The sequence below is a fragment of the Spiroplasma poulsonii genome, from assembly GCF_009866525.1.
Classification (GTDB): domain Bacteria; phylum Bacillota_I; class Bacilli_A; order Mycoplasmatales; family Mycoplasmataceae; genus Spiroplasma; species Spiroplasma poulsonii.
Genome location: NZ_CM020866.1, coordinates 527,782 through 552,737, shown reverse-complemented (window position 1 = coordinate 552,737; position 24,956 = coordinate 527,782). Strand labels below are relative to the sequence as shown.

The following is a 24,956-nucleotide window of genomic DNA, read 5'->3' as shown; positions in this document are numbered from 1 at the left end:
CTATGAATTTTTAGAATTATGAGGTGATAATTTCAATGAATGAAGAAAACAAAGAAATAAATAAAATTAGTAAACCAGCAACTACAAAACCAGCTAGTATAGTACCAAAAACAACAACACAAAATATTATTAAAAATAAGTTTCCAACAAAAGTCTTTGCCCTAGGAGGGTTAGAAGAAGTTGGTAAAAATACATACTGTATTGAACATGATGAAGAACTAATTATGCTTGATGCAGGAGTTAAATTTCCTAGTTCAACAATGCTTGGAGTAGATGCTGTTATTCCAAATTACAATTATTTGAAAGAAAATCAACGAAAAATAAAAGCCCTATTTATTACCCACGGGCATGAAGACCATATTGGGGGAATTCCATACTTATTAAGAGAAGTAACAATTCCAATCATTTATGCTCCTCGACTAGCTGCTGCTTTAATTCGTGACCGATTAAAAGAAGCAAAGTTAGAACAAACTACTATTGTCAAAGAAGTTGACAATATGAGTGTTATTAAAACAAAAAACTTTAAGATTAACTTTTTTGCTGTTAACCATAGTATTCCTGATGCTTTTGGCATTTCAGTTATGACACCAAATGGAAAAGTCGTATCAACAGGAGACTATAAATTTGACTGAACACCATTAGGACATCGTTCAGATATTGAACGAATGGCAAATATGGGCCAAGAAGGTGTTATGTTACTAATGGCTGACAGTACAAATGCCGAAGTTGAGGGATATACTCAAACTGAAACAAAAATTATTAAAAATATTGCAGAATTATTCGTAAAAGCAAAAGGACGAATCCTAATTTCAACATTTGCTTCAAATGTTCACCGGATTCAACACATTGTTGAAATTGCGAATAAATATGGTCGTAAAATTTTAGTTTTCGGGAGAAGTTTAGATCGAATTATTAAAATTATCCGACAAATGGGACACTTAAAAATTTCTGATAAAGCCTTTATTAAAGCTAATGATGCTAAAAACTATACGGATAACGAAATTTTAATTATTTGTACTGGAAGCCAAGGAGAACCAATGGCTGCTTTATCACGAATTGCAAATAATCAACATCAACATATTTCAATTGTTCCTGGTGATACTGTTATTTTCTCATCATCGCCAATTCCCGGTAACCAAGCTGATGTTGAACGTGTTATTAATAAACTAGTTCGTGCTGGCGCAATTGTTCAAGAAAATAGTCCGTTAAATCAAATCCATACCTCAGGACATGCTTCACAAGAAGAACAAAAACTATTATTTACATTATTAAAACCAAAATATTTTATGCCAATGCATGGGGATTATCGTATGTTACGTCAACACGGTGAAACCGCAAGTAGTGTTAATGTCCCAAAAGAAAACGTCTTTATTTGTGCCAATGGTGATCAAATTGAAATGTTGAATGGGACAGCTGCCATCGGAAAACGAATTGAAGCTGAAGCAGTGTATGTGGATGGAAAAGACTTATCTGGACAAACAACTGCCGTTGTTCGTGATCGTGAGATTTTGTCAAAAGATGGTTTAATTGCTGTTGTTATTTCAATTGATTCACAAAATAACCAGTTATTAACCCCTCCTCGTATTATTTCACGAGGAAGTTTCTATGTTAAAGAATCAGGAAATATTATTAATGAATCAATTCGCTTAGCAACCGAAGCAGTTAATGAAGTTTTAAAAACACAAAAACCAACCTTTGGTGCTCTTAAAAATGCAATCAAACAATCATTATCGCCGTTTATTTACCGTTATAAACGTCGTAATCCGCTAATTATTCCTGTCATTTTAAATAAAAAATAAAAGAATATTTTAATTATTCTTTTTTATTTTATAAAATGACATATAATTTTAATTAATACTAAGAAAGGATATTATTAACTATGAATAATTAACAAATTGAATTATTATGAACTAACTTAAAAAAACAAGACAACAAAGTGATAATTCCCTTAACAAAATTTCATAGGTATCAACAAACAACTGATAAAGGAACTATTTTAGCGCTTTTTAACGAAGCTGGCCACCCTATTGAACAAAATTAAATGGAATTGGTTTTGTCGCCTTTGATCATACTGTTTTTTATGCCCTTGGTGGGGGTCAAATCTCCGATACTGGTATTTTAATGAAAGATACACATACAATTAGCGTTTTTGATCTTAATAAACAAATTTATAAAAAAGTATATCTTCATCTTGTTGATACACAAGGAACAACAATTAAGCTTAATGATACTTTAGAACAAAAAATTGACCAAGAACGACGCATTAAACTTACTAAAAACCATACAGCACAGCATCTTCTGTCATATATTATTGAGCAAATTTTAAATTATGGTGAAATGACAGATTCAGTTCAAATTAAAACGGATTATGCTTTATTGGCAATGAATAAAGTTGATAATTGATTAGATATTATTTTAACAGCACGAGAAAAAATTATTAATGATTTAATTAAACATGATATTGCTAAAATTGAACATCAAATGCCAATTGCCGAGGCAATAAAATTAAAAATTGCTCATCCAAATTTTGAATATGACCCAATTGTCCGCGTTGTTGAATTCCCTACAGCAACAATTGATTTATGTGGTGGAACCCATGTTAATAATTTACAAGAAATTGATTTTTTTGAAATTTGAGATTGTTGAATTGATAAAAAGAAAGTTAGAATTCAATTTTCAACCAATAAAGCAACAACACAAGCATATTTTACGAACTGAATTAACCAAAAAAGAACCGCATTAGAACAAAGCGTCAAAAAAATTAGTGGTTATGATCCAACTTTTACTTTTATCATTCCTAATTTTTCGGTTCCAACAACTTTGATTGAAAAAAATAATTTAAACCTTAATATTGAAAAATTAGAAAAAGACTTAAATGAAACAGCAAAAGTGAAATATAAACAACTATTACAAATTATTGAAGAAACCACTTTTCCATTTAAAACAATTCCTATTAACGATAATTTAACAGTGCAAGAAATTATTATTAATGATGAAAAAATAACCCTTGAATTAGTTCGTAATAAATTAAATAAATACTTACAAGAACATCAAAATACCCTAATTATTTTTATTAATACAAGGTTAAAGTATGGTTTTATTAGTTTTACGAAAAAAAATCAAACTGAATTTAATCTTAATAATTTCTTACAAACAAATAAAGAACAATTTAAAGTTACCGGTGGTGGAACCCCATTCTTTATTAGTTTTACATATCAAAATGAAATTAATTTATTTTTAGAACAATTATTAACTACTCTAAAAAAATAAAAAGACCAAGAAGGTCTTTTTATTTTATCTAGTTAGAAAACTTGGTGCGGCAATAATTAAAATAGTACTAATACAATTTAAACCACTATGAGCAATAATATTATAAGTTACATTGCCATTAACAACAATGAACAACATCCCTAATGCTAGTGCTGCGCCTAAATAACCAAGAAGGTGTTCTCAATCACCAGTTGCCGTAACATGCATTCCAGCAAAGAAAATTATTGAAGCAGCAAAAGCAATTCATTTATTTCCTGTTAAACTAAAAATTCCATGCCGACAAGCTAACTCTTCAATAATTGGGGCAACAAAAACCGTATAAATCGATAAAATAACAATATTTCACCACTTATCAATCCCTTTAATTAAACTATTTTGATTATTTGATGCAGTTGGAGTTATTAATGATTTTAAATAACCAAAAGTAAGATTAAAAAGAAAAACCACAACAATTGCAATTGCACTAACTAGCAATAAACGTTTATAGTCTTGTTTAAAAGTTAATTTAATTTTTTTAAAAATAAATGGCGAAGTTTTGTAAGTAATAAAAATCGTCACCAACGCAGCAATTAAACTTGTTAATAAATTAATTGTTGTTAACGCAGCAGCAGATGGTTGAAATAAATTAGCAATAATACCAATTATTAAACCAACCATATTAGGAATAAAATAAAAATAATAAAATACAATTGCCCCAGAACGCATAATTTCGTTTTGAGCACGACTAATAACAAAATAAGAACCAATAGCAACAATAATTAAACTAACAAAATTCATCCCAACTAATGAATATTGATCATGCGCAAATAAATAAGAAATTAAAATACTAATAAAAAATGGAGCAAAGATTGCTGTTCCGATAAAAATATAACCAGTATTACGAACATTCACCAGTTTAAAATCAAATGGTGCTGCACGGTCAACTAAGGTTGGTTTTAATTCATATCATGGTCTTTTAAAATTATTATAAACATTTTCATTATCATTCATCTTTAATACTCCTTTAAACCCTATTTGTTAATTATATACCGATTATAACTAAAATATTGTTAAAATTACGAATTCTTTCATAAAAAAGATATTAGATAATATCTTCTGATTTAACAATTAATGATGGTTGTGTCATTTCAACCGGAATTTTCTCATCCAACAATTCTAAAATGGTTGGTGCAATATCAGCAATCGCTGGGTCTTTATCACGTAATTTTAATCCTGCTTTAGTGATAATAATTGGAACTAATTGGGAAGTATGTTTTTTATTTGGTCCCCCAGTTTCATCAATCATAACTTCAGCATTACCATGATCAGCTGTAATAATCATAATTCCATTAACTTTCTGCATTGCTTGATAAATTTTACCAAGACAATCATCAATTGTTTTTACTGCTGCAATCGCTGCTGGTAAAATTCCAGTATGACCAACCATATCACAATTGGCAAAATTTAAAATAATAACATCAAATTCATTACGTTCAAGTTCAGCAATCAATTTATTAGTAATCTCATATGATGACATTTCTGGTTTTAAATCATATGTTGCAATTTTTGGTGATGGAATCAAATCAGCTGAAGCACCTGGTAATGTAATTTCAGCTTGAGTTGCTAACCCATTTTTAAAATAGTCTTTTCCTCCGTCAAAGAAAAACGTCACATGCGCAATTTTTTCTGTTTCAGCAATTCGCAACTGACGATAACCCTTTTTGCTTAACCATTCTCCCAAGCCATTAACAACTTCAATTGGTTGAAAAGCAACATGTTTTGACCCAACTGTTTCAGCATATTCCATCATTGACACAAAATAAATGTCATTTAATTTTGGCACAAAATAACTTTCTGCTTCATTAACAGGAAAATTAGCATTTGTTAATGCTGAAGCAATCGCAATTGCCCGGTCAGGACGAAAGTTAGCAAAAAATACGCCGTCGCCTGCTTTAATGTATCCTTGTGGGGTATTGATATTATAAGCTGGCATTAAAAACTCATCATTACGACCAGCCGCATATTCTTGATCAATATAGGCTAACGGGTCACTAAACTCAGCTCCTTTTCGTGAAACTAAAACATCATATGCAACTTGCACCCGGTCATATTTTTTATCACGATCCATTGCATAATAACGACCCCCAATTGTAGCAATCACCCCTACTTTTAAAACTGCTTGTAAAGCGTTAAATTGTTCAATATATGTTTTAATACATTCTGGTTTAGTATCACGACCATCACCAAATAAATGTAAATAAATTTCCTTAACACCCTCTTTTGCTGCTAATTGATACGCGGCAAAGATATAGTTAAGATGGGAATGAACACCACCATCAGAAAACAATCCCATTATATGAAAAGCACTATTATTTTGTTTTGCAAAATTAATTGCGGCTAAGATTTCTGGATTTTGATTAAAAGTTTCATCCTTAATAGATTTATTAATTAATGTTAATGACTCATATTTAATTCGACCAGCGCCCAAATGAATATGACCAACTTCTGAATTTCCCATTTGCCCAGCTGGTAACCCAACTCATTCTCCCGATGCATGAGCAGCTACTCAAGGGTATTTTGCTTTTAACATTTCAACATTTGTCATATGTGCTTGTGTAACAGCGTTTCCTTTTGAATCAGGGGCAATTCCTCATCCATCAAGAATTGCTAATAAAATTGGTTGTTTAGCTTTCATCTTAATATTTCTCCTCTTTTTCTTTTTCCTCAACAATTATATAATTATTTTTTACTATTGAGAATATATTTTTCAATCATTTTTGCAACGCCGCCTTCTTCAACATTACTAGTAATATCTTTTGCGATTGCTTTAATTTGATCCTACCCATTATTCATTGCAATTCCTAACCCAACATTTTTTATCATTCAATAATCGTTCATACTGTCACCAATTGCCATCATTTCTGATAGGGCAATCCCCCACTGTTGTGAAATTCATTTTAAACCTGCTAATTTACTAATTCCAGGAGCATTTACTTCAGCGGTATGGGAAGCATCAATTGCAATTTCAATGTTTTCAGCACGTGCTAAAGTAATAAATTCATCCGTTTCCTGGACATTCATTATAATACATTTGTAAGCAGTATTTTTCACTTCCGATAAACTATCATATTGAATAAATTCACCATGAAAGAAAGTTAATTCTAGGTTATTTTCGGCAATAGGATCAAAATTAACAACTACTTTTGTTAAATCATCAATATAACATCATATTTTTTTGTGATATTTTGTTGCTAATTGAAATAAAAAGTTAACTTGCAGGATAGACAACGTTTGTTGATGCACAATCTTGTTTGTTTTAATATCATAAATACAAGCGCAGTTCCATCCATATCTAATGCGATTAATTTAATATTTCTCATAATTTCCTACTTTCTATTAAAAATTCCATAATTATATTGTAAAAGAAAAAACCATATTTTTAAATATGGTTTATGAATTTAAATAATAAGTAGTTGGTGATATTGATTTATTATCTGACATTAATGCTCCCGCGCTTTTACTAACAGTTAGGTTTGTTCCTAATAATCAATCTTTAATTTCGGTGCGAAAACCATAAATAGCTCCAACACAATCACCTAAAATTGCTAACATTATTAAAACACTAACGAAGACTGTTAATCAAGGACGTGATTTTTTTGTACAATTTTTACATTGACATTGTGTTCCATCATTTTCAATATTAGTATTTAATTTTCGATTTTTTTTACGACTTCCTTTGCCATTTTCATCTTCAAATAAATCGGTTGGTAAGGATGCTGCAATATTCATATTTTTACCAAGACCCACCTTAATATTAGGATCAATTGGAACATTTAACAAATCGGATGGTTTAATGTTTTTTTGCCCATAATAATTTTCATTTTTATTTAAACCACCACTTTGTAAATTAGCAATTCGCTCCGCTAATGTTTGATTCTGTGTTGGAGCTGCCGCTGATTGTTGCACATTAGGCGTTGGATTTATCCCTTGTGAATTCTGTTGCCCTGTTGGTGCAAAATTAGCACGTTGTTGATTCATAATTGGTTGCTGATATTGTTGATGCTGTTGTTGCGGCGCTGTATTTTGTCCTGATTGCTGTGCCTGTGAATATTGCTGTGCTGATGGTTGTTGTTGATATTGCGGCGGCGCACTAGCTGTTTGCTGCTGTGACTGCGAATATTGCTGCGGGGCAACACTTTGTGGTGGTTGTTGCATCAAGTTTTGTTGTTGTGAATATTGCTGTGCTAATGGTTGTTGTTGATACTGCTGTGGTGCAACATTCTGCTGATATTGTTGCAGTGCAGCACTAAAATTATTCCCTTGATTAGGGGAAAGCTGTTGTTGATTATTGTCAGGTTTATTTTCTAAACCATTATTATTTCAAGTATGATGTAAACTCATTTTATGCCCTCTCACTATATATTGCCATACACTATTGTATAAAAATTATACCATAAAATGAGGATTTTTGCTATGCCAATATTGCTTTTGTAAAAACACTATTGATAATCGCACTTGGACGCTTATTGTTATATAAAATATCGTATAACGCTTCAAACAATGGTAATACGATTTTATTAGCACGAGCATCTAAAACAATTGTTTTACAAGTTAAAACACCTTCAACTGTCTTAGCATGACTTGCTAAGACTTTTTTAGCATCATCTGCTTGTGAAATTTCAAAACCAAGTGAGTAATTTCGTGATTTGCTTGAAGTTGCAGTTAAAATTAAATCTGCTAATCCGGCAAAATTTAAAAAAGTTTCAATCCGAGCACCTTTTGCTTTTGCAAAAAGTTGAATTTCATTTAATCCCATCGTAATTAATGCTGCTTTAGCGTTATCTGATGCATAAAGACCGTTAAAAATCCCCGATGCAATTGCAACAGCATTTTTTAGGGCAACAGCATATTCAGCACCAACAACATCGGTATTTGCGAAGGTAACAAAATACTCATTATTAAATAAATTACGAACTTCTTGGGCCATTGCAATTTCATTTGAAACTGCCATAATGCACGTTGGTTTTCGTTGTAAAACTTCTTTAGCAATACTTGGACCATAAATTCCAGCATATGCTTTTAAAATTTGATTATTAATTAATTTTCCAATTGAACGTGATAATACTTCATGTGTTTCAGGATCTAATCCTTTTGAAACATTAATAATAACAACTGGTTTTGTTACTGTTTGATTAATTCTTTCAATAATTGGTTTAATAGCAATAACTGGAATTCCCAAAATAATATATTCAGCGTCTTCAACAGCTTCGGTAAAATTAGTTGTTGCTTTAATTTCCCGATTAATTTTTAAATCACCAAAAAAATGACTATTTAAATGTTCATCGTTAATATCATTAACTTCTTTACTATCAATGCCATACATTATAACATTATGATCATTATCTGTTAAAACATTAGCCAAAACAGTACCATATGCTCCCGTTCCGATAATAGTAATATTCTTTTGTTCTTTTCTCATTATTACTTACCTCATTACTTTCTTTCTCTAAATAATATTTTAATTGGTACACCATCAAACCCAAAATGTTCACGAATTTGATTTTCAAGAAACCGTTTATAAGAAAAATGAATATATTTAGGGTTGTTACAAAACATAATAAAAGTTGGAATCATACTTTCGGGTTGTGTTGCATAATAAATTTTTATTCGACCACCATTAAAATCTGGCGGTGGATTTAACAATTGTGCTTTAACTAAAATTTCATTTAAAACGCTTGTTTTGATGCGTTGCGTTAAACCAGTATAAACCTCGTCAATTGTTTGAAATAATATATGCAAACGTTTTTTTTCTAATGCTGAAACAAAAACCATTTTTGCATAACTTAAATATTTAAAATAACCACGAATTTGACTTTCAATTATCTGCATTGAACGGTCGTTTTTTTCGACAACAGCATCTCATTTATTAACAGCTAAAATAATTGGCTTGTTTTGTTCAAAAGCAATTCCAGCAATATTAGTGTCTTGATCAGTAATTGGTACTGTCCCATCAATGATTAATAGAACAAGATCACTTCTTTCAATGGCACTAACGGCACGAAGAACACTATATTTTTCTAATTTTTCATAAACCTTCCCCTTCCGTCTAATCCCCGTTGTATCAATAACCGTATAAAGGTGATCATTTCGTTTAAAGGTTGTGTTAATTGAATCAGTTGTTGTTCCTGCAATTGGTGAGACAATTACTCGTTCTTCTCCTAAAATCGCATTTGTTAATGATGATTTCCCAACATTTGGTTTTCCAATTAAAGAAAAATGAATTCCTTCCGTTTTTGGTTGAATTGGAATTTGGTCTAAATAAGAAATGACTTTGTCCAATAAATCACCAATCCCAATCCCATGCGTTGCTGAAACGGCAATTGGTTCACCAAATCCTAATGTCATATATTCATATAATTCACTTTCTTTTTCTTGTTTATCATATTTATTAATAACTAATAAAACTGGTTTCTTTGCCCGATATAATATTTTTGCAATCATTTCATCATCTGGGGTAATTCCTTCTTTATATGATAAAACAAAAATAATAACATCGGCTTCCGCAATCGCAATTTCTGCTTGCATTTTAATTTCTTGGGCAAACATTGCTTCATTATCTAAAGTAATTCCTCCGGTGTCAATCATTAAAAATTCACGCGTTAATCATTCCGAAAAGGCATAAATTCGATCCCGTGTAACACCAGGAGTATCTTCAACAATTGCAAGACGGTTTTTAATAATACGATTAAATAATGTTGATTTCCCAACATTTGGTCGTCCTACAATTGCTACGGTTCCTTTTTGTGCCATTTATTTTCCTACTTTCTTATATTCCATTACAACTTGATAAATTGCAGCGACTGTTTGTTCAAAGGTTAAACTACTAGTATCTATTACAATTGCATCAGCAGCAATTTTTAATGATCCAACTGTCCGACTTGTATCAACATGATCACGTTCTCTTAATTTTGTAGTAATTTCTGTTAAATTATTTGGTGTAATATCATTTTCATTATTTTGACTTCATCTTCGTTTAGCGCGAGCAGCAATACTAGCTGTTAAATAAATTTTTATTTCTGCATACGGCAAAACAACAGTTGTAATATCACGACCAACAACAACATTACCCTTCTTAGTAACTAATTGGCGTTGTAATGCTACCATTGCTGTTCGAATAAACTCAAGACCGGTAATTTTATTAATATTATCCAAAACTAAACTTGTTTGAAGTATTGCTGTGACATCTTCATTATTAACATAAATTTTATTGTTTAACACTTGATAATTAAACTTTGTTAATAGAACTTGTAACTGCTGATTATTACTAAAATCAATCTGTGCCTTTGCACAAAAATAAGTAAAAGCACGGTAAGTTAATCCGGTGTCAATAAATTGATAGTTTAATTTTTTGGCCAATTCATAACCAGCAGAAGACTTACCACTACCAGCTGGACCATCAATAGCTATATTTAATTTCATTATCTTCTCCCATTTTCTATAACACAAAGATTAGTGCCAAACAAGCACCTAATAAAATAACAAGCAAAAGTATTGTTAATAATAACATTTTATAGTGTAGTTTTATTTTACGATAAGTAACTAGAACATTATTATGTTTTTCTTCTAATAAAATACTTGATTCCTTTAACATTTCTGCTGTACTACGATTGTCATTTTTGCGCATATGAGCAATTGTACTAAATTCAATGTTTGTTGAATTAATTTTAAAATCACTATTTTCTTCTTGGATTTTATCACTTAAACGGTGATATGTAATTTTTTCAGCTAGAATACTTTCTAAAATTGTCTGATATTTTTGATAAGTTGGTTTATTTAACAATGTTTCAGCAATTAAAATATTATGCATAATATCACCAGCATCTTGATCATTTTTTAAATTAACTTGAGCGGATAGATTTGTTGTACTAACAACTTGTTCTAATAATTGCTGTAAATCATATTTAAAATCAGATGGATATGGTTGTTCATCTGGATTTTTATCCAAATATACTTTTTCTCAGCTAAATTCTTGTTCAAAATCTGATTTAACATTGTTAAAGAAAGTAGCATCAATGACATTTAATTTTGCCATATAACTATTAATTACTTGATTTGCCTGATTAATTTCTTGATCTAATTCAATTTCCTTCTTGATCATCTCACGTAGTTGGGCAAATTTTTCCATTCTAGTTTCCATTGTACTCCTCCAACTTTTTCAAACTACATTAAAATTATATATTATTATTAAAATTTTTGTTATCATTATAGTAATAAATAAGATAATGGAGGGATCTTGATGGCAGACCGCGATATTTCAAAGAAAAGAACATATGTTAACACTGACTTGTGTATTTCTTGTGGAAGCTGTATTATGATTGATGAAACCGAAACATTCTTTATGGATGATGATGGTTTTGCAAATACAACTAAAAATATTCAAGAACTAGTTGAAGCACAAATGGTTTGTCCAACGGCTGCCATTTTTATTAAAACATTAGAAGAATTTAAAGAAAATCGAAAAAGTAGTCTTGATACTGATTAAAAAATGTTTTATAAATATTTATAAAACATTTTTTAATAATTATTTTCTTGACGAGCAAAGTTAATTTCATTTTTCTTATTATATGCTGTAATTAAATCAGTTTCCGTAAACTTTAACTGCGCAGCAATAATTAAATATTGGTTTAAAACTTGAAAATAAATTTTAGTTATTTGTTTTTTAATTAATTTAGCACAAGCAGCAAAACATTCTAAATAAAGTTTTGTTAAACTAACTACTTTACCAAAGTATTTATTTTGATAATGAAATTTATTAAAATCAACTTGTAAACTACTACCAATACTAATTAAAAAATGAATTCCATCAATATATTCTTCTAACAAAACATCTTGTTCTGAAGCTGGTTTGATACTTCAATATTTAAAATCACGTTGTTCATTAATAAATTCGGCTAGTTCAACTAGAAAAGCCAAAATTCGTTTATCTAAGGTTTGTTCATCATTTAACTTAAATTTTGTTAAAATATGATGATCTAGCTTTTTTTGATTTTCAAGTAAATATGCAAAAGTTGCGTTACTTAACATTGTTATTGACCCCCTGTTCTGTTCTAATTTTGTTTAAAATAGTTTTTGCTCCTGGAATTTTATCATATTTCTTAACAACTTCCCCCGTTAATGAAGCAATAATCCGTTCTGAAGCAAACGGATCACGAGGATCATAAATTCATGCGTTGTCAAAAACTGTTGTCGACTTTTCTTCTCCCATTGTCCCAATAATAATGGCGTGGAAACGATTACGTCTTTTTCTTAATATCTTAATTTTTTCAATAATATCAGATGATAAATCTGATGTCATAAAATCACTAATTAATAATAAATCCGCATTAAAATATTCATTACTATCCATTGCCGTTAAAGTATGTTGCAATGCTGGCTCAACATCCGTATCACCGCCAAAACTTTTTGATAAAAAATCAATTAACTTTGGAACAGAATCTTTTAGTTGGGATAAGTTATAAACATCTAAACTTTTTGAAAAATTAATCATATAACACGGACGATGTTCTGATAAAGCAATTTTAGCAATCGCCAACGCCAATGCTTTAGCAATTTGTTCCGGACTACCACGCATTGAAGAAGATGTATCAATTGACAACACAATTGGCCCTTTCTCTTCAGGAACATATGATTCAACTATCTTTAATTTAATTTGTTCTTTTGGAACCTTATCTTGTGATAAAAATTCAAATGTTGTTAATTTTCCTTCAATATATTTTTTATAAAAAATATATTTTAAAATAGGGTCACGTAATAAAACTAATTCAGCAGGAAACATATGTTCTAAATCTTTTGATTCAGTCGCCCCAATGATTTCTTCTGGCGATGAACCAACTGGTTTTCACTCAAAATCCATTACAATTTCTTCTAAAATTCGTTGTTCAATTAAATTACTTTCACCCTGATAACGTCCTAATAAAGTTGCAATTTCCATAATTGCGGGGTTACTTTCTAAAAATTTAGCAAATTTATCAATTGCTGTCATATCAACACCTGGTTTTAATAGTTCTGCTGGATTTCACATTTTTCCAAAAAAATTTCATACTGTCTTTAATAAACTATTTGCTTGATGATAAATTGCAATCTTATTGTACAAATCTTGCATAAATTTACTGCGTAACTCTTCAATTTTAGTGAACCGATAATCATTAATTCTTTTAATTAAAATGGATTCTCACATCCCAACAAAATCTCGAAATAACATATTAGGATTATTATTTTTCTTATTAAATTCATAACGATAATAGTTTAACCGATCATAAAACGGTGAATTGACTTTAAATAAAAAATCCTGTGTTGAAGCATAATTCTTTTTTAATCCTTCATACCCATTAACTTTAATTCAATGAAATAAATAAATTTCTTTTTCAATATTTGGACTCAATTTAATTTTCATAATTTCATCTTCAATTTTTTTATCATAAAAATTATTAATTTCTTGATCAAAAATATCACTTAATCATCGATTTGATTTTTTAACCAGAGCAAAATTTGGACTAGCTAAATCAGTCTTTTTTAATTCTGTTAATTTTTCCGCTAATTTAACCCCTGCTTTTTGCTCTAAATATGGATTCATAATGAATACTCCTTTGTTTTACAAAATTAATTTTTAACTAAATTTGATAAACTGCCAGAATTAGGTTCGGTATTATCTTTTGAACGATAATCAACTTCAATAATATCCTCATTAAAATTCAGTTTGTCATCATTAAAAACATTATTAACAGCTAAGATAAAACGGTCTCTAAAAAAGATACAATTTAATTCTAATAAACGTTCTTTTTCATCAGGAAAAGCAGTTGCTAACTTATCAATTTCACGTTCAACTTCTAAAATTCTTTTTTCAAGTTTAGAATTATTATCCTCAACTTTTGAATTTTTAATTTCAACTCTAATTTCCTCATCTGTTTTAATAATTTTAAAAGTACTATCATTGACATAACTAATTTCAGTTTGTAACACATCAACCATATTATCTAAGTCTTCGCCATAATATAATTCAACTAATGTTGGTTGTGTTTTATTATGACGAGCATCAATCAAATCTTCAACGCGAATAAAACAAATCGGATATTGTTGATTTTTTCAAAGAATACGATGAAAAGTTCCTTGTAATTTTTCATCAAAAACATCCAAATACTCACTTTTACGACTATTAACTTCTTGAATATCTTCATACTGTGCTGATAATTCTTCTAATTCTTTACTTAAACGAATCTTTTTTTCACGAACATCATAAGTTAACGCATCTAGATAAAACTCGTTAAAAATAGCATTATATTCTTCTTCTTGTTGTTCGTCATCTCAAATACAATAGGGAATAACTAATCAATCAGCTTTATCAACCGTATCACGACCATTATAAAAAGCTGATGCTTTCATTAAATGGGCAATCTTTTTTCATCGGCGATCAGAAATATAATATTCCCCATCAGTTGCAATATACATTGCTTTTCGAAACCGTGAAATAAAATCAAATGTTGATTGGGTCATTTTAACTTTATTAATTTCTTTTCGTCACACATCATATTCTTCATGGGTAATCTGTAAAGCTTCATCAACTTTAACATCTAATTCTGTTACTCCAGCAATCATATCATTAAAATTTGTTTCATCTTTTAAGCCATGGGCAATATAACGAATAATAAAACGATCATATAAGGCTTCTAAACCTTGGCCCTCTGCTGGTAACTCATTTGACGCAGAAATCAATAATTTCATTGGAACTTTAATATCAACCCCCGCATTACGAAAAATCTTTTCATTAATAATTGTTAATAATGTATTTTGAATTGAAGGTCCTGCCTTTCAAATTTCATCTAAAAAGACAATTTCCGCAATTGGTAAATATTTATTAATCAACCGTTTATAGACTCCCTTTTGTAAATCCTCAATTGAAATTGGTCCAAAAATTTCTTCTGGTGTTGAAAAACGATTCATTAAATACTCAAAAATAGTCCCATTTTTAAAAGCATGTTTTAAACGTCGTGAAACTAATGATTTTGCAATTCCTGGTTTTCCTAAAAGAAAAATAGATTCTCCACTTAGCATTGCTAACATTGCTAAATTAAAAATTTCTTCTTTTTCATAAACATTTTGCTGTAATTGTTTTGTTAATTCTTCTAATCTTTCTGTAAGCGTCATCATTTTTCTTTACTCCTTAAACTTCTAAATTAATTTTTCGTTTGACATCATCTGATTTAACAATTAACATACATGCCCCAACAATTCAAATTGAGGTAATTACTAAAACTAACACAATAAATATTAATAATCATTGACTAACTGGTTCTGAGGTATTTGCTTTAATACTACCTAAAATTAATAAAGCCGCACATAGAATTTCAACAAATAAAAAGTACAAAATTGCTAACATAATGTAGGCAATTGCCCACCCATAAACCGCCCCCGCAGTTCGTGCCATTCCCATTGGAATAAAATATAATAAACTAAATAACAATGTGATAAATAAAAATCCATAACTTAAAAAATCCTTAACATAAATATTGGCAAAAACTTTAATACTAGGATCAACATAGTTACTTAAAGCAATTAATATTGCTTTTTGACCAATAAAATATGCCAAAGTAATTGCGAACACTTGCCCAAGAATAATAAAACTACGCCCAACTCGTTCTAACGGACTATCTCAAAACATTCGACGTTGAGAAAAATCATTATTTTGGGTTGGTGAAATATAACTAAAACGTTTTTGTTCTTGTTTTGATAATTCTTTAACTTCTTCTTCGTATTTTCGTCGTTCTTCCTCTGTATCAAGCAGTTCTAAATCAGGAAATTTACTTCCATATGTTGGCTTATTTTTATTCATCTTGAACCCCCTTTTGCTACATATAAACCATATTGTTATTATTTTAGCATTTTTTCATAAATTTAAACAATTAAATTACATTTTTCCTACTTTTCAACAATAAAATCACGTGATATTATCCCATCAAAATATTTTGAACCATCCGTTGCTGTTACTGCAATATCATACCAATATCTTCCTAACACTTGAAAAATACTACTATCATTTAATCGGCGGCCATTTCCATCCCGTAATAACAATTGTAAAATAATTAGTAATATTATTAATATTATAACCATCCCTATTAATAGCTGCTTTTAGTTGATTCATGATGGTGATTACGACATTTCGAACCGAATTACCAACTTTTTGCTGCCCAGGATTAATCTTATTATAATATTTATTAATTGAAACAGGCTCCACAGTTAAATTAAAGGTTGTTATCCCCGTTACAACATTATCATTGCCAAGGGCAGTAATTGTAATTGTCTTTTGACCGATTGTTAATTTTATTAAACTATTTTCTGTAATACCACTAATGCTAAAATCAGAATCATTTAAATTTAACCCCCTACTTTGTGCTCGTGCTAGAATTTGTGCTTTAATTTCACGATAGGCACGCTGTTGGGTCCAAGAACTATCCACCACTAATTGTGACAAGGAAATGGCACTAATTGGTGCTGCTGTAATCCGAATAACCCCTGTTTTAAAACTGCCTTGATAATTTAATGAGTCTTTCGTTGCCGTAATTATTGCATTAGACTTCTTGCATTACTTGTTAAAAAATTGCAAATATTTGTAAAAAAGATACTAATAGAAAAATATAATTTTAATTAATTATGTTTTTTATTTAAAAATTTAATATTTTTCCACAACGAAAAATTAATTTATTATTTAAATTATTTAATTTTAAATAAATATTTTATGTTAAATATAATAATTGTAAATTATAAATTGAGGCAATTAAATTAAATCTTAAACCAAATCTTTTTCTTCGATTACGATATTTTTCTGTAATAATTTTAAATTTTTTAAGAATAGCAAAAATATTTTCAATAATAATTCTCATTTTTGAAACTAGTCTATTATATTGCTTTTGTTCTTTGTTTAAAGGGTTTTTCTTTGTTTTCTTTGTAGGTATTAGAACATTATTGTGATTTTTTTGTATTCCTTGATAACCACTATCAACTATTAATTTGGTATTTTTTAAAATTGGGATTTTTGATTCTTTAAATAAAGCATAATCATGTTTTTTTCCGAGCGAAAAACTTGTTGCAATAATTTTTTTGGTTTCTTGTTCGATAATTACTTGTGTTTTGATCGTGTGTTTTTTCTTTTTACCAGAATAAGATTGTTTTTGTCTTTTTTTGGGCGTTGGATTGGAGTTTCGGTAGCATCAATAATAATAGTTTTATCATTAAAATAATCATTTATTAGTGCTTTTTTACCAGCAAGTTGTTGAAAATCAGAGTTTTTAATTAAAATATCTTCAATTCACTTAATATTACGATAACAATTAGCCTCACTAATATCAAAACTTTTACCAAGATGAAAATAAGTCTGATATTCTCGTCAATATAATAAAGTCATCAATAATCTATTTTCTAATGATAATTTATTAGTTTTACCACCTTTTTTAAATTTTTCTATTTCAGCAACTTTTAAAATATCTAACATTTTATTAAAAGTGGATTTTTTTATTCCTGTTAATCTTAACCATTCTCTATCATTAAGAGTATTAAATTTATTATTGTTCATATTTTTATGTCCTCATAAATTATATTTTATAATAATATTTTAATAAAAAAGGGTATCGCAAGAAGTCTATTATATGTTCCTACCCGCAAATTAGTATTATTATAGCGTCCAACATTAAGTTCATTTACTGCAATATTAAAAGCATTACTATGCAAACTTTCAACGGGATAATTATTACCTGGTTATCCACTACCCGTTGGATTACGATATTCTCAATCATTGGCAGCTTGAAGAATTGCTTGTTGATAATCATTATATAGGTCTTTCACCCTATCCAAGGTTGTGTATGTTTTCGATAAAGCAAAAGTTGATTGTAAAACATTAAGATTGTTTTTATCAACGCCCCATGGATCTTTCACAACTTTAGTTGGGAGTTCATATTCATAAGATAAATCATAAAGTTTATTAAACGTTCCATCATATGAAAATTGCACATTAATAACAATGCTTGGAAAACTTAAAAGTTTATCTTGATACACCTTATTATTATTTCCTCGTAACATTCCATTGATTGGCGGTTGTTTAGTAAAAGTTGTTCCCACAATTGTTGTGGGATTTCTCCCAACACCAACGGTAATGTCCTTAACAATCTTGTTAATATCAATATATTGATTAGACTTCTTGCATTACTTGTTAAAAAATTGCAAATATTTGTAAAAAAGATACTAATAGAAAAATATAATTTTAATTAATTATGTTTTTTATTTAAAAATTTAATATTTTTCCACAACGAAAAATTAATTTATTATTTAAATTATTTAATTTTAAATAAATATTTTATGTTAAATATAATAATTGTAAATTATAAATTGAGGCAATTAAATTAAATCTTAAACCAAATCTTTTTCTTCGATTACGATATTTTTCTGTAATAATTTTAAATTTTTTAAGAATAGCAAAAATATTTTCAATAATAATTCTCATTTTTGAAACTAGTCTATTATATTGCTTTTGTTCTTTGTTTAAAGGGTTTTTCTTTGTTTTCTTTGTAGGTATTAGAACATTATTGTGATTTTTTTGTATTCCTTGATAACCACTATCAACTATTAATTTGGTATTTTTTAAAATTGGGATTTTTGATTCTTTAAATAAAGCATAATCATGTTTTTTTCCGAGCGAAAAACTTGTTGCAATAATTTTTTTGGTTTCTTGTTCGATAATTACTTGTGTTTTGATCGTGTGTTTTTTCTTTTTACCAGAATAAGATTGTTTTTGTCTTTTTTTGGGCGTTGGATTGGAGTTTCGGTAGCATCAATAATAATAGTTTTATCATTAAAATAATCATTTATTAGTGCTTTTTTACCAGCAAGTTGTTGAAAATCAGAGTTTTTAATTAAAATATCTTCAATTCACTTAATATTACGATAACAATTAGCCTCACTAATATCAAAACTTTTACCAAGATGAAAATAAGTCTGATATTCTCGTCAATATAATAAAGTCATCAATAATCTATTTTCTAATGATAATTTATTAGTTTTACCACCTTTTTTAAATTTTTCTATTTCAGCAACTTTTAAAATATCTAACATTTTATTAAAAGTGGATTTTTTTATTCCTGTTAATCTTAACCATTCTCTATCATTAAGAGTATTAAATTTATTATTGTTCATATTTTTATGTCCTCATAAATTATATTTTATAATAATATTTTAATAAAAAAGGGTATCGCAAGAAGTCTATTATTTAAATTTTCTAACAAATAGCTTTTTAAACTTGATTTAATATCATCAATCTTATTTGTTAAACGAAGATCAATTGCTTGTTCTGAATCATCATATTTAATATTTTCAATCACATCTTTAACATTAGCAACTAAGTTAAATTCTTGATAATTAATGGAACGAGCAGTATAACTTTGTTGATCATAATACATTTTTGTTGGATCCCGGTTAATTTTATCTGGCAAACCATTATTATTAATATTTAAAAACTGAATTAATACTTCATTAGACTTCTTGCGATACCCTTTTTTATTAAAATATTATTATAAAATATAATTTATGAGGACATAAAAATATGAACAATAATAAATTTAATACTCTTAATGATAGAGAATGGTTAAGATTAACAGGAATAAAAAAATCCACTTTTAATAAAATGTTAGATATTTTAAAAGTTGCTGAAATAGAAAAATTTAAAAAAGGTGGTAAAACTAATAAATTATCATTAGAAAATAGATTATTGATGACTTTATTATATTGACGAGAATATCAGACTTATTTTCATCTTGGTAAAAGTTTTGATATTAGTGAGGCTAATTGTTATCGTAATATTAAGTGAATTGAAGATATTTTAATTAAAAACTCTGATTTTCAACAACTTGCTGGTAAAAAAGCACTAATAAATGATTATTTTAATGATAAAACTATTATTATTGATGCTACCGAAACTCCAATCCAACGCCCAAAAAAAGACAAAAACAATCTTATTCTGGTAAAAAGAAAAAACACACGATCAAAACACAAGTAATTATCGAACAAGAAACCAAAAAAATTATTGCAACAAGTTTTTCGCTCGGAAAAAAACATGATTATGCTTTATTTAAAGAATCAAAAATCCCAATTTTAAAAAATACCAAATTAATAGTTGATAGTGGTTATCAAGGAATACAAAAAAATCACAATAATGTTCTAATACCTACAAAGAAAACAAAGAAAAACCCTTTAAACAAAGAACAAAAGCAATATAATAGACTAGTTTCAAAAATGAGAATTATTATTGAAAATATTTTTGCTATTCTTAAAAAATTTAAAATTATTACAGAAAAATATCGTAATCGAAGAAAAAGATTTGGTTTAAGATTTAATTTAATTGCCTCAATTTATAATTTACAATTATTATATTTAACATAAAATATTTATTTAAAATTAAATAATTTAAATAATAAATTAATTTTTCGTTGTGGAAAAATATTAAATTTTTAAATAAAAAACATAATTAATTAAAATTATATTTTTCTATTAGTATCTTTTTTACAAATATTTGCAATTTTTTAACAAGTAATGCAAGAAGTCTAATCAATATATTGATATTAACAAGATTGTTAAGGACATTACCGTTGGTGTTGGGAGAAATCCCACAACAATTGTGGGAACAACTTTTACTAAACAACCGCCAATCAATGGAATGTTACGAGGAAATAATAATAAGGTGTATCAAGATAAACTTTTAAGTTTTCCAAGCATTGTTATTAATGTGCAATTTTCATATGATGGAACGTTTAATAAACTTTATGATTTATCTTATGAATATGAACTCCCAACTAAAGTTGTGAAAGATCCATGGGGCGTTGATAAAAACAATCTTAATGTTTTACAATCAACTTTTGCTTTATCGAAAACATACACAACCTTGGATAGGGTGAAAGACCTATATAATGATTATCAACAAGCAATTCTTCAAGCTGCCAATGATTGAGAATATCGTAATCCAACGGGTAGTGGATAACCAGGTAATAATTATCCCGTTGAAAGTTTGCATAGTAATGCTTTTAATATTGCAGTAAATGAACTTAATGTTGGACGCTATAATAATACTAATTTGCGGGTAGGAACATATAATAGACTTCTTGCGATACCCTTTTTTATTAAAATATTATTATAAAATATAATTTATGAGGACATAAAAATATGAACAATAATAAATTTAATACTCTTAATGATAGAGAATGGTTAAGATTAACAGGAATAAAAAAATCCACTTTTAATAAAATGTTAGATATTTTAAAAGTTGCTGAAATAGAAAAATTTAAAAAAGGTGGTAAAACTAATAAATTATCATTAGAAAATAGATTATTGATGACTTTATTATATTGACGAGAATATCAGACTTATTTTCATCTTGGTAAAAGTTTTGATATTAGTGAGGCTAATTGTTATCGTAATATTAAGTGAATTGAAGATATTTTAATTAAAAACTCTGATTTTCAACAACTTGCTGGTAAAAAAGCACTAATAAATGATTATTTTAATGATAAAACTATTATTATTGATGCTACCGAAACTCCAATCCAACGCCCAAAAAAAGACAAAAACAATCTTATTCTGGTAAAAAGAAAAAACACACTATCAAAACACAAGTAATTATCGAACAAGAAACCAAAAAAATTATTGCAACAAGTTTTTCGCTCGGAAAAAAACATGATTATGCTTTATTTAAAGAATCAAAAATCCCAATTTTAAAAAATACCAAATTAATAGTTGATAGTGGTTATAAAGGAATACAAAAAAATCACAATAATGTTCTAATACCTACAAAGAAAACAAAGAAAAACCCTTTAAACAAAGAACAAAAGCAATATAATAGACTAGTTTCAAAAATGAGAATTATTATTGAAAATATTTTTGCTATTCTTAAAAAATTTAAAATTATTACAGAAAAATATCGTAATCGAAGAAAAAGATTTGGTTTAAGATTTAATTTAATTGCCTCAATTTATAATTTACAATTATTATATTTAACATAAAATATTTATTTAAAATTAAATAATTTAAATAATAAATTAATTTTTCGTTGTGGAAAAATATTAAATTTTTAAATAAAAAACATAATTAATTAAAATTATATTTTTCTATTAGTATCTTTTTTACAAATATTTGCAATTTTTTAACAAGTAATGCAAGAAGTCTATTATAAAAAATTTGGTGTTCAGAACCTCATACATATGAACTAAAATCATTATTTTCATAGTTAACATTATCAGAGACATTATCAGAACTTAATCCCATTTCTTTAATATAACCTTGATAAGAATCAACCCGTTGATCTTGCATTACGCCATTTAAAAATGTTTGATCAGTATTTCGATCATATAAATCATAACTATTCTTAACATTAACAAAGGTTGGCATTTTAATTCCAATTTTGGTAAAAATATTGGCAATTACCCCGTAATTATTACTATGATAATCAAAAAAACTAGCACCAAATTGTTGTAAGGGATTAAATTTTTTAACATTATACTTAATATTTAATGTTAAATTACTTGCAGAAGGGTTATCTGTAATTGCTGCAAATGGAGTTCCATTTTTATTAACAACTTGCTCATTAATAATAATACTATTATCAGCCTTTGCGATTGGATAATATTCTGTTAAAAGTGCATTTAAAATTATTTCATTATTAGTGTCTAACGCAAGGCCATATTTCTGAACTAATGTCACAATTTTGCTATTACTCATTAAATTTAACATTTGACTTAAAATTAATAATGTTGGTACTGCCGCTTGTGTTGTATCATATGTATAATCAAAAGTTTTCTCTAAATCAACATAATAACCAGCATTATCAGTTCCAATTAGTTGCAAAACAAATCTAATTTTATAAGTAAATAATCCGCGGTCTTTATCAACAGGAGTAACTGTTACTAACCCATATTTATCATCACCATTATTATAGGGATAAGTTAAAATTTTTGGTCGTAAAATTAAATTCAATCGATTTCCTTGATAAATTATTCGAGTTCCTGACAAAGTTGGCCCCTGTTCCTTTTAACATTGTTTCAACAGTACTTAAATTATTTTTAATTCAATCGTTTTTTGCAAAAATTTCTTGAATAATTTTAATATTATCTAAATTAGGATAAATATCAATCCCATCTTTTTCACCAGTATTAAAAGAAACATAACTCGCTAAATGTTCTGGCCTTGGATCACCATTAAAATCAAGTAATGGTTTTGATAATTGTTGATTTATCATTCTAGTAATTTTATCATCCAACAAAGTAGCATTAGCTCATGGATTTTTATTATGATAATAAGAGGGTGCAACAACAGAATAAATAACACCACCTAGACCAGCTGCAATCGCAACTGTTCCAATAAATGGCAAAAATCTTTAAATTAGTTTTTCGCGATAATTTTCGACGCATTGGTACTGGTGATTCTAAAATATTATTAGTCTTATCTTCTTTTACCATTAATAGCCTTTCCTTCCATACACATTAATCATTTTTTAAATCTGCTTTAAACTCTTTTTTTCTTCCTGCTTGCTTTTTTTCTTGTTGTTCTAAAACTGGTTTTTGAACATACACCCGCTGTTTTTTTCTTTTAAATTATTTAAATTATATTAGACTTCTTGCGATACCCTTTTTTATTAAAATATTATTATAAAATATAATTTATGAGGACATAAAAATATGAACAATAATAAATTTAATACTCTTAATGATAGAGAATGGTTAAGATTAACAGGAATAAAAAAATCCACTTTTAATAAAATGTTAGATATTTTAAAAGTTGCTGAAATAGAAAAATTTAAAAAAGGTGGTAAAACTAATAAATTATCATTAGAAAATAGATTATTGATGACTTTATTATATTGACGAGAATATCAGACTTATTTTCATCTTGGTAAAAGTTTTGATATTAGTGAGGCTAATTGTTATCGTAATATTAAGTGAATTGAAGATATTTTAATTAAAAACTCTGATTTTCAACAACTTGCTGGTAAAAAAGCACTAATAAATGATTATTTTAATGATAAAACTATTATTATTGATGCTACCGAAACTCCAATCCAACGCCCAAAAAAAGACAAAAACAATCTTATTCTGGTAAAAAGAAAAAACACACGATCAAAACACAAGTAATTATCGAACAAGAAACCAAAAAAATTATTGCAACAAGTTTTTCGCTCGGAAAAAAACATGATTATGCTTTATTTAAAGAATCAAAAATCCCAATTTTAAAAAATACCAAATTAATAGTTGATAGTGGTTATCAAGGAATACAAAAAAATCACAATAATGTTCTAATACCTACAAAGAAAACAAAGAAAAACCCTTTAAACAAAGAACAAAAGCAATATAATAGACTAGTTTCAAAAATGAGAATTATTATTGAAAATATTTTTGCTATTCTTAAAAAATTTAAAATTATTACAGAAAAATATCGTAATCGAAGAAAAAGATTTGGTTTAAGATTTAATTTAATTGCCTCAATTTATAATTTACAATTATTATATTTAACATAAAATATTTATTTAAAATTAAATAATTTAAATAATAAATTAATTTTTCGTTGTGGAAAAATATTAAATTTTTAAATAAAAAACATAATTAATTAAAATTATATTTTTCTAT

33 protein-coding genes are annotated in these 24,956 nt (G+C 27.8%); 11 read left to right on the top strand and 22 right to left on the bottom strand.

Features of this window, described 5'->3' with window-relative positions; translation table 4 throughout:
• Positions 1-35: 35 nt before the first annotated feature.
• Positions 36-1,799: a ribonuclease J1 gene (gene rnjA / locus MSROBK_RS03030; protein ID WP_040093048.1), complete on the top strand. Its 1,764-nt coding sequence runs from the start codon at positions 36-38 to the stop codon at positions 1,797-1,799.
• 238 nt (positions 1,800-2,037) lie between these two features.
• Positions 2,038-3,270 carry an alanine--tRNA ligase-related protein gene (locus tag MSROBK_RS03025; protein ID WP_308506899.1) on the top strand — a complete coding sequence of 411 codons (1,233 nt, stop codon included), beginning with the start codon at positions 2,038-2,040 and terminating at the stop codon, positions 3,268-3,270.
• Between the two features lie 24 nt (positions 3,271-3,294).
• Here MSROBK_RS03025 and MSROBK_RS03020 read toward each other — a convergent pair whose 3' ends face one another.
• The 8 genes from MSROBK_RS03020 to MSROBK_RS02985 all read right to left on the bottom strand — a co-directional run bounded on the left by MSROBK_RS03020 (position 3,295) and on the right by MSROBK_RS02985 (position 11,446).
• The gene (locus MSROBK_RS03020) at positions 3,295-4,260 is read right to left on the bottom strand and encodes a CPBP family intramembrane glutamic endopeptidase (protein WP_040093047.1); all 966 of its coding nucleotides are present in this window, start codon (positions 4,258-4,260) and stop codon (positions 3,295-3,297) included.
• A 91-nt stretch (positions 4,261-4,351) separates the two neighbouring features.
• The gene (gene gpmI / locus MSROBK_RS03015) at positions 4,352-5,944 is read right to left on the bottom strand and encodes a 2,3-bisphosphoglycerate-independent phosphoglycerate mutase (protein ID WP_040093045.1); all 1,593 of its coding nucleotides are present in this window, start codon (positions 5,942-5,944) and stop codon (positions 4,352-4,354) included.
• 143 nt (positions 5,945-6,087) lie between these two features.
• Positions 6,088-6,579, bottom strand: a complete 492-nt coding sequence (locus MSROBK_RS03010; RefSeq protein ID WP_227991505.1) for an HAD hydrolase family protein — start codon at positions 6,577-6,579, stop codon at positions 6,088-6,090.
• 120 nt (positions 6,580-6,699) lie between these two features.
• Entirely contained in the window at positions 6,700-7,650 is a 951-nt protein-coding gene (locus MSROBK_RS03005) for a hypothetical protein (protein ID WP_052443446.1), read from the bottom strand.
• Positions 7,651-7,720: 70 nt separating this feature from the next.
• Positions 7,721-8,728, bottom strand: coding sequence for an NAD(P)H-dependent glycerol-3-phosphate dehydrogenase (locus MSROBK_RS03000; protein ID WP_105628897.1), 1,008 nt, complete (start codon positions 8,726-8,728; stop codon positions 7,721-7,723).
• 14 nt (positions 8,729-8,742) lie between these two features.
• Positions 8,743-10,059, bottom strand: coding sequence for a ribosome biogenesis GTPase Der (der, locus tag MSROBK_RS02995; protein ID WP_040093040.1), 1,317 nt, complete (start codon positions 10,057-10,059; stop codon positions 8,743-8,745).
• Positions 10,060-10,728 (bottom strand): (d)CMP kinase, encoded by a 669-nt coding sequence (cmk, locus tag MSROBK_RS02990; RefSeq protein WP_040093038.1) that lies wholly within the window; start codon positions 10,726-10,728, stop codon positions 10,060-10,062.
• A 16-nt stretch (positions 10,729-10,744) separates the two neighbouring features.
• Complete coding sequence (locus tag MSROBK_RS02985; RefSeq protein WP_040093034.1) at positions 10,745-11,446, bottom strand: hypothetical protein; 702 nt, start codon at positions 11,444-11,446, stop codon at positions 10,745-10,747.
• A gap of 99 nt (positions 11,447-11,545) precedes the next feature.
• Here MSROBK_RS02985 and MSROBK_RS02980 point away from each other — a divergent pair, with 99 nt between their 5' ends.
• Positions 11,546-11,791, top strand: a complete 246-nt coding sequence (locus MSROBK_RS02980; RefSeq protein ID WP_040093033.1) for a ferredoxin — start codon at positions 11,546-11,548, stop codon at positions 11,789-11,791.
• Positions 11,792-11,823: 32 nt separating this feature from the next.
• Here MSROBK_RS02980 and MSROBK_RS02975 read toward each other — a convergent pair whose 3' ends face one another.
• From MSROBK_RS02975 to MSROBK_RS02935, 12 genes are all read right to left on the bottom strand, one after another.
• Positions 11,824-12,333, bottom strand: coding sequence for a dUTP diphosphatase (locus MSROBK_RS02975; RefSeq protein WP_040093032.1), 510 nt, complete (start codon positions 12,331-12,333; stop codon positions 11,824-11,826).
• A complete protein-coding gene (locus tag MSROBK_RS02970; protein WP_040093030.1) occupies positions 12,323-13,882 on the bottom strand; it encodes a VWA domain-containing protein in 1,560 nt (519 codons plus the stop codon). The genes MSROBK_RS02975 and MSROBK_RS02970 overlap by 11 nt, the downstream gene beginning before the upstream one ends.
• A gap of 26 nt (positions 13,883-13,908) precedes the next feature.
• Positions 13,909-15,453: an AAA family ATPase gene (locus MSROBK_RS02965; protein WP_040093024.1), complete on the bottom strand. Its 1,545-nt coding sequence runs from the start codon at positions 15,451-15,453 to the stop codon at positions 13,909-13,911.
• Between the two features lie 13 nt (positions 15,454-15,466).
• Positions 15,467-16,135 (bottom strand): hypothetical protein, encoded by a 669-nt coding sequence (locus MSROBK_RS02960; RefSeq protein WP_040093022.1) that lies wholly within the window; start codon positions 16,133-16,135, stop codon positions 15,467-15,469.
• A gap of 198 nt (positions 16,136-16,333) precedes the next feature.
• Positions 16,334-16,774 (bottom strand): vWA domain-containing protein, encoded by a 441-nt coding sequence (locus MSROBK_RS02955; protein ID WP_040093020.1) that lies wholly within the window; start codon positions 16,772-16,774, stop codon positions 16,334-16,336.
• Between the two features lie 262 nt (positions 16,775-17,036).
• Positions 17,037-17,435: a transposase family protein gene (locus MSROBK_RS13000; RefSeq protein WP_242441474.1), complete on the bottom strand. Its 399-nt coding sequence runs from the start codon at positions 17,433-17,435 to the stop codon at positions 17,037-17,039.
• Positions 17,420-17,872 carry an IS5 family transposase gene (locus MSROBK_RS12995; protein ID WP_040092446.1) on the bottom strand — a complete coding sequence of 151 codons (453 nt, stop codon included), beginning with the start codon at positions 17,870-17,872 and terminating at the stop codon, positions 17,420-17,422. Before MSROBK_RS12995 ends, MSROBK_RS13000 begins: the two co-directional genes overlap by 16 nt.
• Positions 17,873-17,898: 26 nt before the next feature.
• Entirely contained in the window at positions 17,899-18,027 is a 129-nt protein-coding gene (locus tag MSROBK_RS12070) for a hypothetical protein (protein ID WP_258267051.1), read from the bottom strand.
• A 27-nt stretch (positions 18,028-18,054) separates the two neighbouring features.
• Complete coding sequence (locus MSROBK_RS02945; RefSeq protein WP_040093018.1) at positions 18,055-18,414, bottom strand: hypothetical protein; 360 nt, start codon at positions 18,412-18,414, stop codon at positions 18,055-18,057.
• Between the two features lie 235 nt (positions 18,415-18,649).
• Complete coding sequence (locus MSROBK_RS12990) at positions 18,650-19,048, bottom strand: transposase family protein (RefSeq protein WP_242441474.1); 399 nt, start codon at positions 19,046-19,048, stop codon at positions 18,650-18,652.
• Positions 19,033-19,485, bottom strand: coding sequence for an IS5 family transposase (locus tag MSROBK_RS12985; protein WP_040092446.1), 453 nt, complete (start codon positions 19,483-19,485; stop codon positions 19,033-19,035). The genes MSROBK_RS12990 and MSROBK_RS12985 overlap by 16 nt, the downstream gene beginning before the upstream one ends.
• Before the next feature lie 26 nt (positions 19,486-19,511).
• Positions 19,512-19,781 (bottom strand): hypothetical protein, encoded by a 270-nt coding sequence (locus tag MSROBK_RS02935; protein ID WP_040093019.1) that lies wholly within the window; start codon positions 19,779-19,781, stop codon positions 19,512-19,514.
• A gap of 110 nt (positions 19,782-19,891) precedes the next feature.
• Between MSROBK_RS02935 and MSROBK_RS12980 the strand changes: the two genes are divergently transcribed.
• The 6 genes from MSROBK_RS12980 (at position 19,892) to MSROBK_RS12965 (ending at position 22,340) form a co-directional block, all read left to right on the top strand.
• The gene (locus tag MSROBK_RS12980) at positions 19,892-20,344 is read left to right on the top strand and encodes an IS5 family transposase (RefSeq protein WP_040092446.1); all 453 of its coding nucleotides are present in this window, start codon (positions 19,892-19,894) and stop codon (positions 20,342-20,344) included.
• On the top strand, positions 20,329-20,727 hold the full coding sequence (locus tag MSROBK_RS12975; RefSeq protein ID WP_242441474.1) for a transposase family protein: 399 nt from the start codon (positions 20,329-20,331) through the stop codon (positions 20,725-20,727). The genes MSROBK_RS12980 and MSROBK_RS12975 overlap by 16 nt, the downstream gene beginning before the upstream one ends.
• Positions 20,728-20,962: 235 nt before the next feature.
• The gene (locus MSROBK_RS02925) at positions 20,963-21,322 is read left to right on the top strand and encodes a hypothetical protein (RefSeq protein ID WP_040093018.1); all 360 of its coding nucleotides are present in this window, start codon (positions 20,963-20,965) and stop codon (positions 21,320-21,322) included.
• Between the two features lie 27 nt (positions 21,323-21,349).
• Positions 21,350-21,478 (top strand): hypothetical protein, encoded by a 129-nt coding sequence (locus MSROBK_RS12065; protein WP_258267051.1) that lies wholly within the window; start codon positions 21,350-21,352, stop codon positions 21,476-21,478.
• A gap of 26 nt (positions 21,479-21,504) precedes the next feature.
• On the top strand, positions 21,505-21,957 hold the full coding sequence (locus MSROBK_RS12970; RefSeq protein ID WP_040093016.1) for an IS5 family transposase: 453 nt from the start codon (positions 21,505-21,507) through the stop codon (positions 21,955-21,957).
• On the top strand, positions 21,942-22,340 hold the full coding sequence (locus tag MSROBK_RS12965) for a transposase family protein (protein ID WP_416375435.1): 399 nt from the start codon (positions 21,942-21,944) through the stop codon (positions 22,338-22,340). Before MSROBK_RS12970 ends, MSROBK_RS12965 begins: the two co-directional genes overlap by 16 nt.
• Before the next feature lie 85 nt (positions 22,341-22,425).
• Here the strand turns inward: MSROBK_RS12965 and MSROBK_RS02915 are convergent, their stop codons facing one another.
• The gene (locus MSROBK_RS02915) at positions 22,426-23,310 is read right to left on the bottom strand and encodes a hypothetical protein (protein ID WP_052443445.1); all 885 of its coding nucleotides are present in this window, start codon (positions 23,308-23,310) and stop codon (positions 22,426-22,428) included.
• Positions 23,267-23,704 (bottom strand): hypothetical protein, encoded by a 438-nt coding sequence (locus MSROBK_RS02910; RefSeq protein ID WP_052443444.1) that lies wholly within the window; start codon positions 23,702-23,704, stop codon positions 23,267-23,269. Before MSROBK_RS02910 ends, MSROBK_RS02915 begins: the two co-directional genes overlap by 44 nt.
• A 307-nt stretch (positions 23,705-24,011) precedes the next feature.
• On the opposite strand from MSROBK_RS02910, the gene MSROBK_RS12960 reads away from it, so the two are divergent.
• Complete coding sequence (locus tag MSROBK_RS12960) at positions 24,012-24,464, top strand: IS5 family transposase (protein ID WP_040092446.1); 453 nt, start codon at positions 24,012-24,014, stop codon at positions 24,462-24,464.
• Entirely contained in the window at positions 24,449-24,847 is a 399-nt protein-coding gene (locus MSROBK_RS12955; RefSeq protein WP_242441474.1) for a transposase family protein, read from the top strand. The genes MSROBK_RS12960 and MSROBK_RS12955 overlap by 16 nt, the downstream gene beginning before the upstream one ends.
• Positions 24,848-24,956 lie beyond the last annotated feature (109 nt).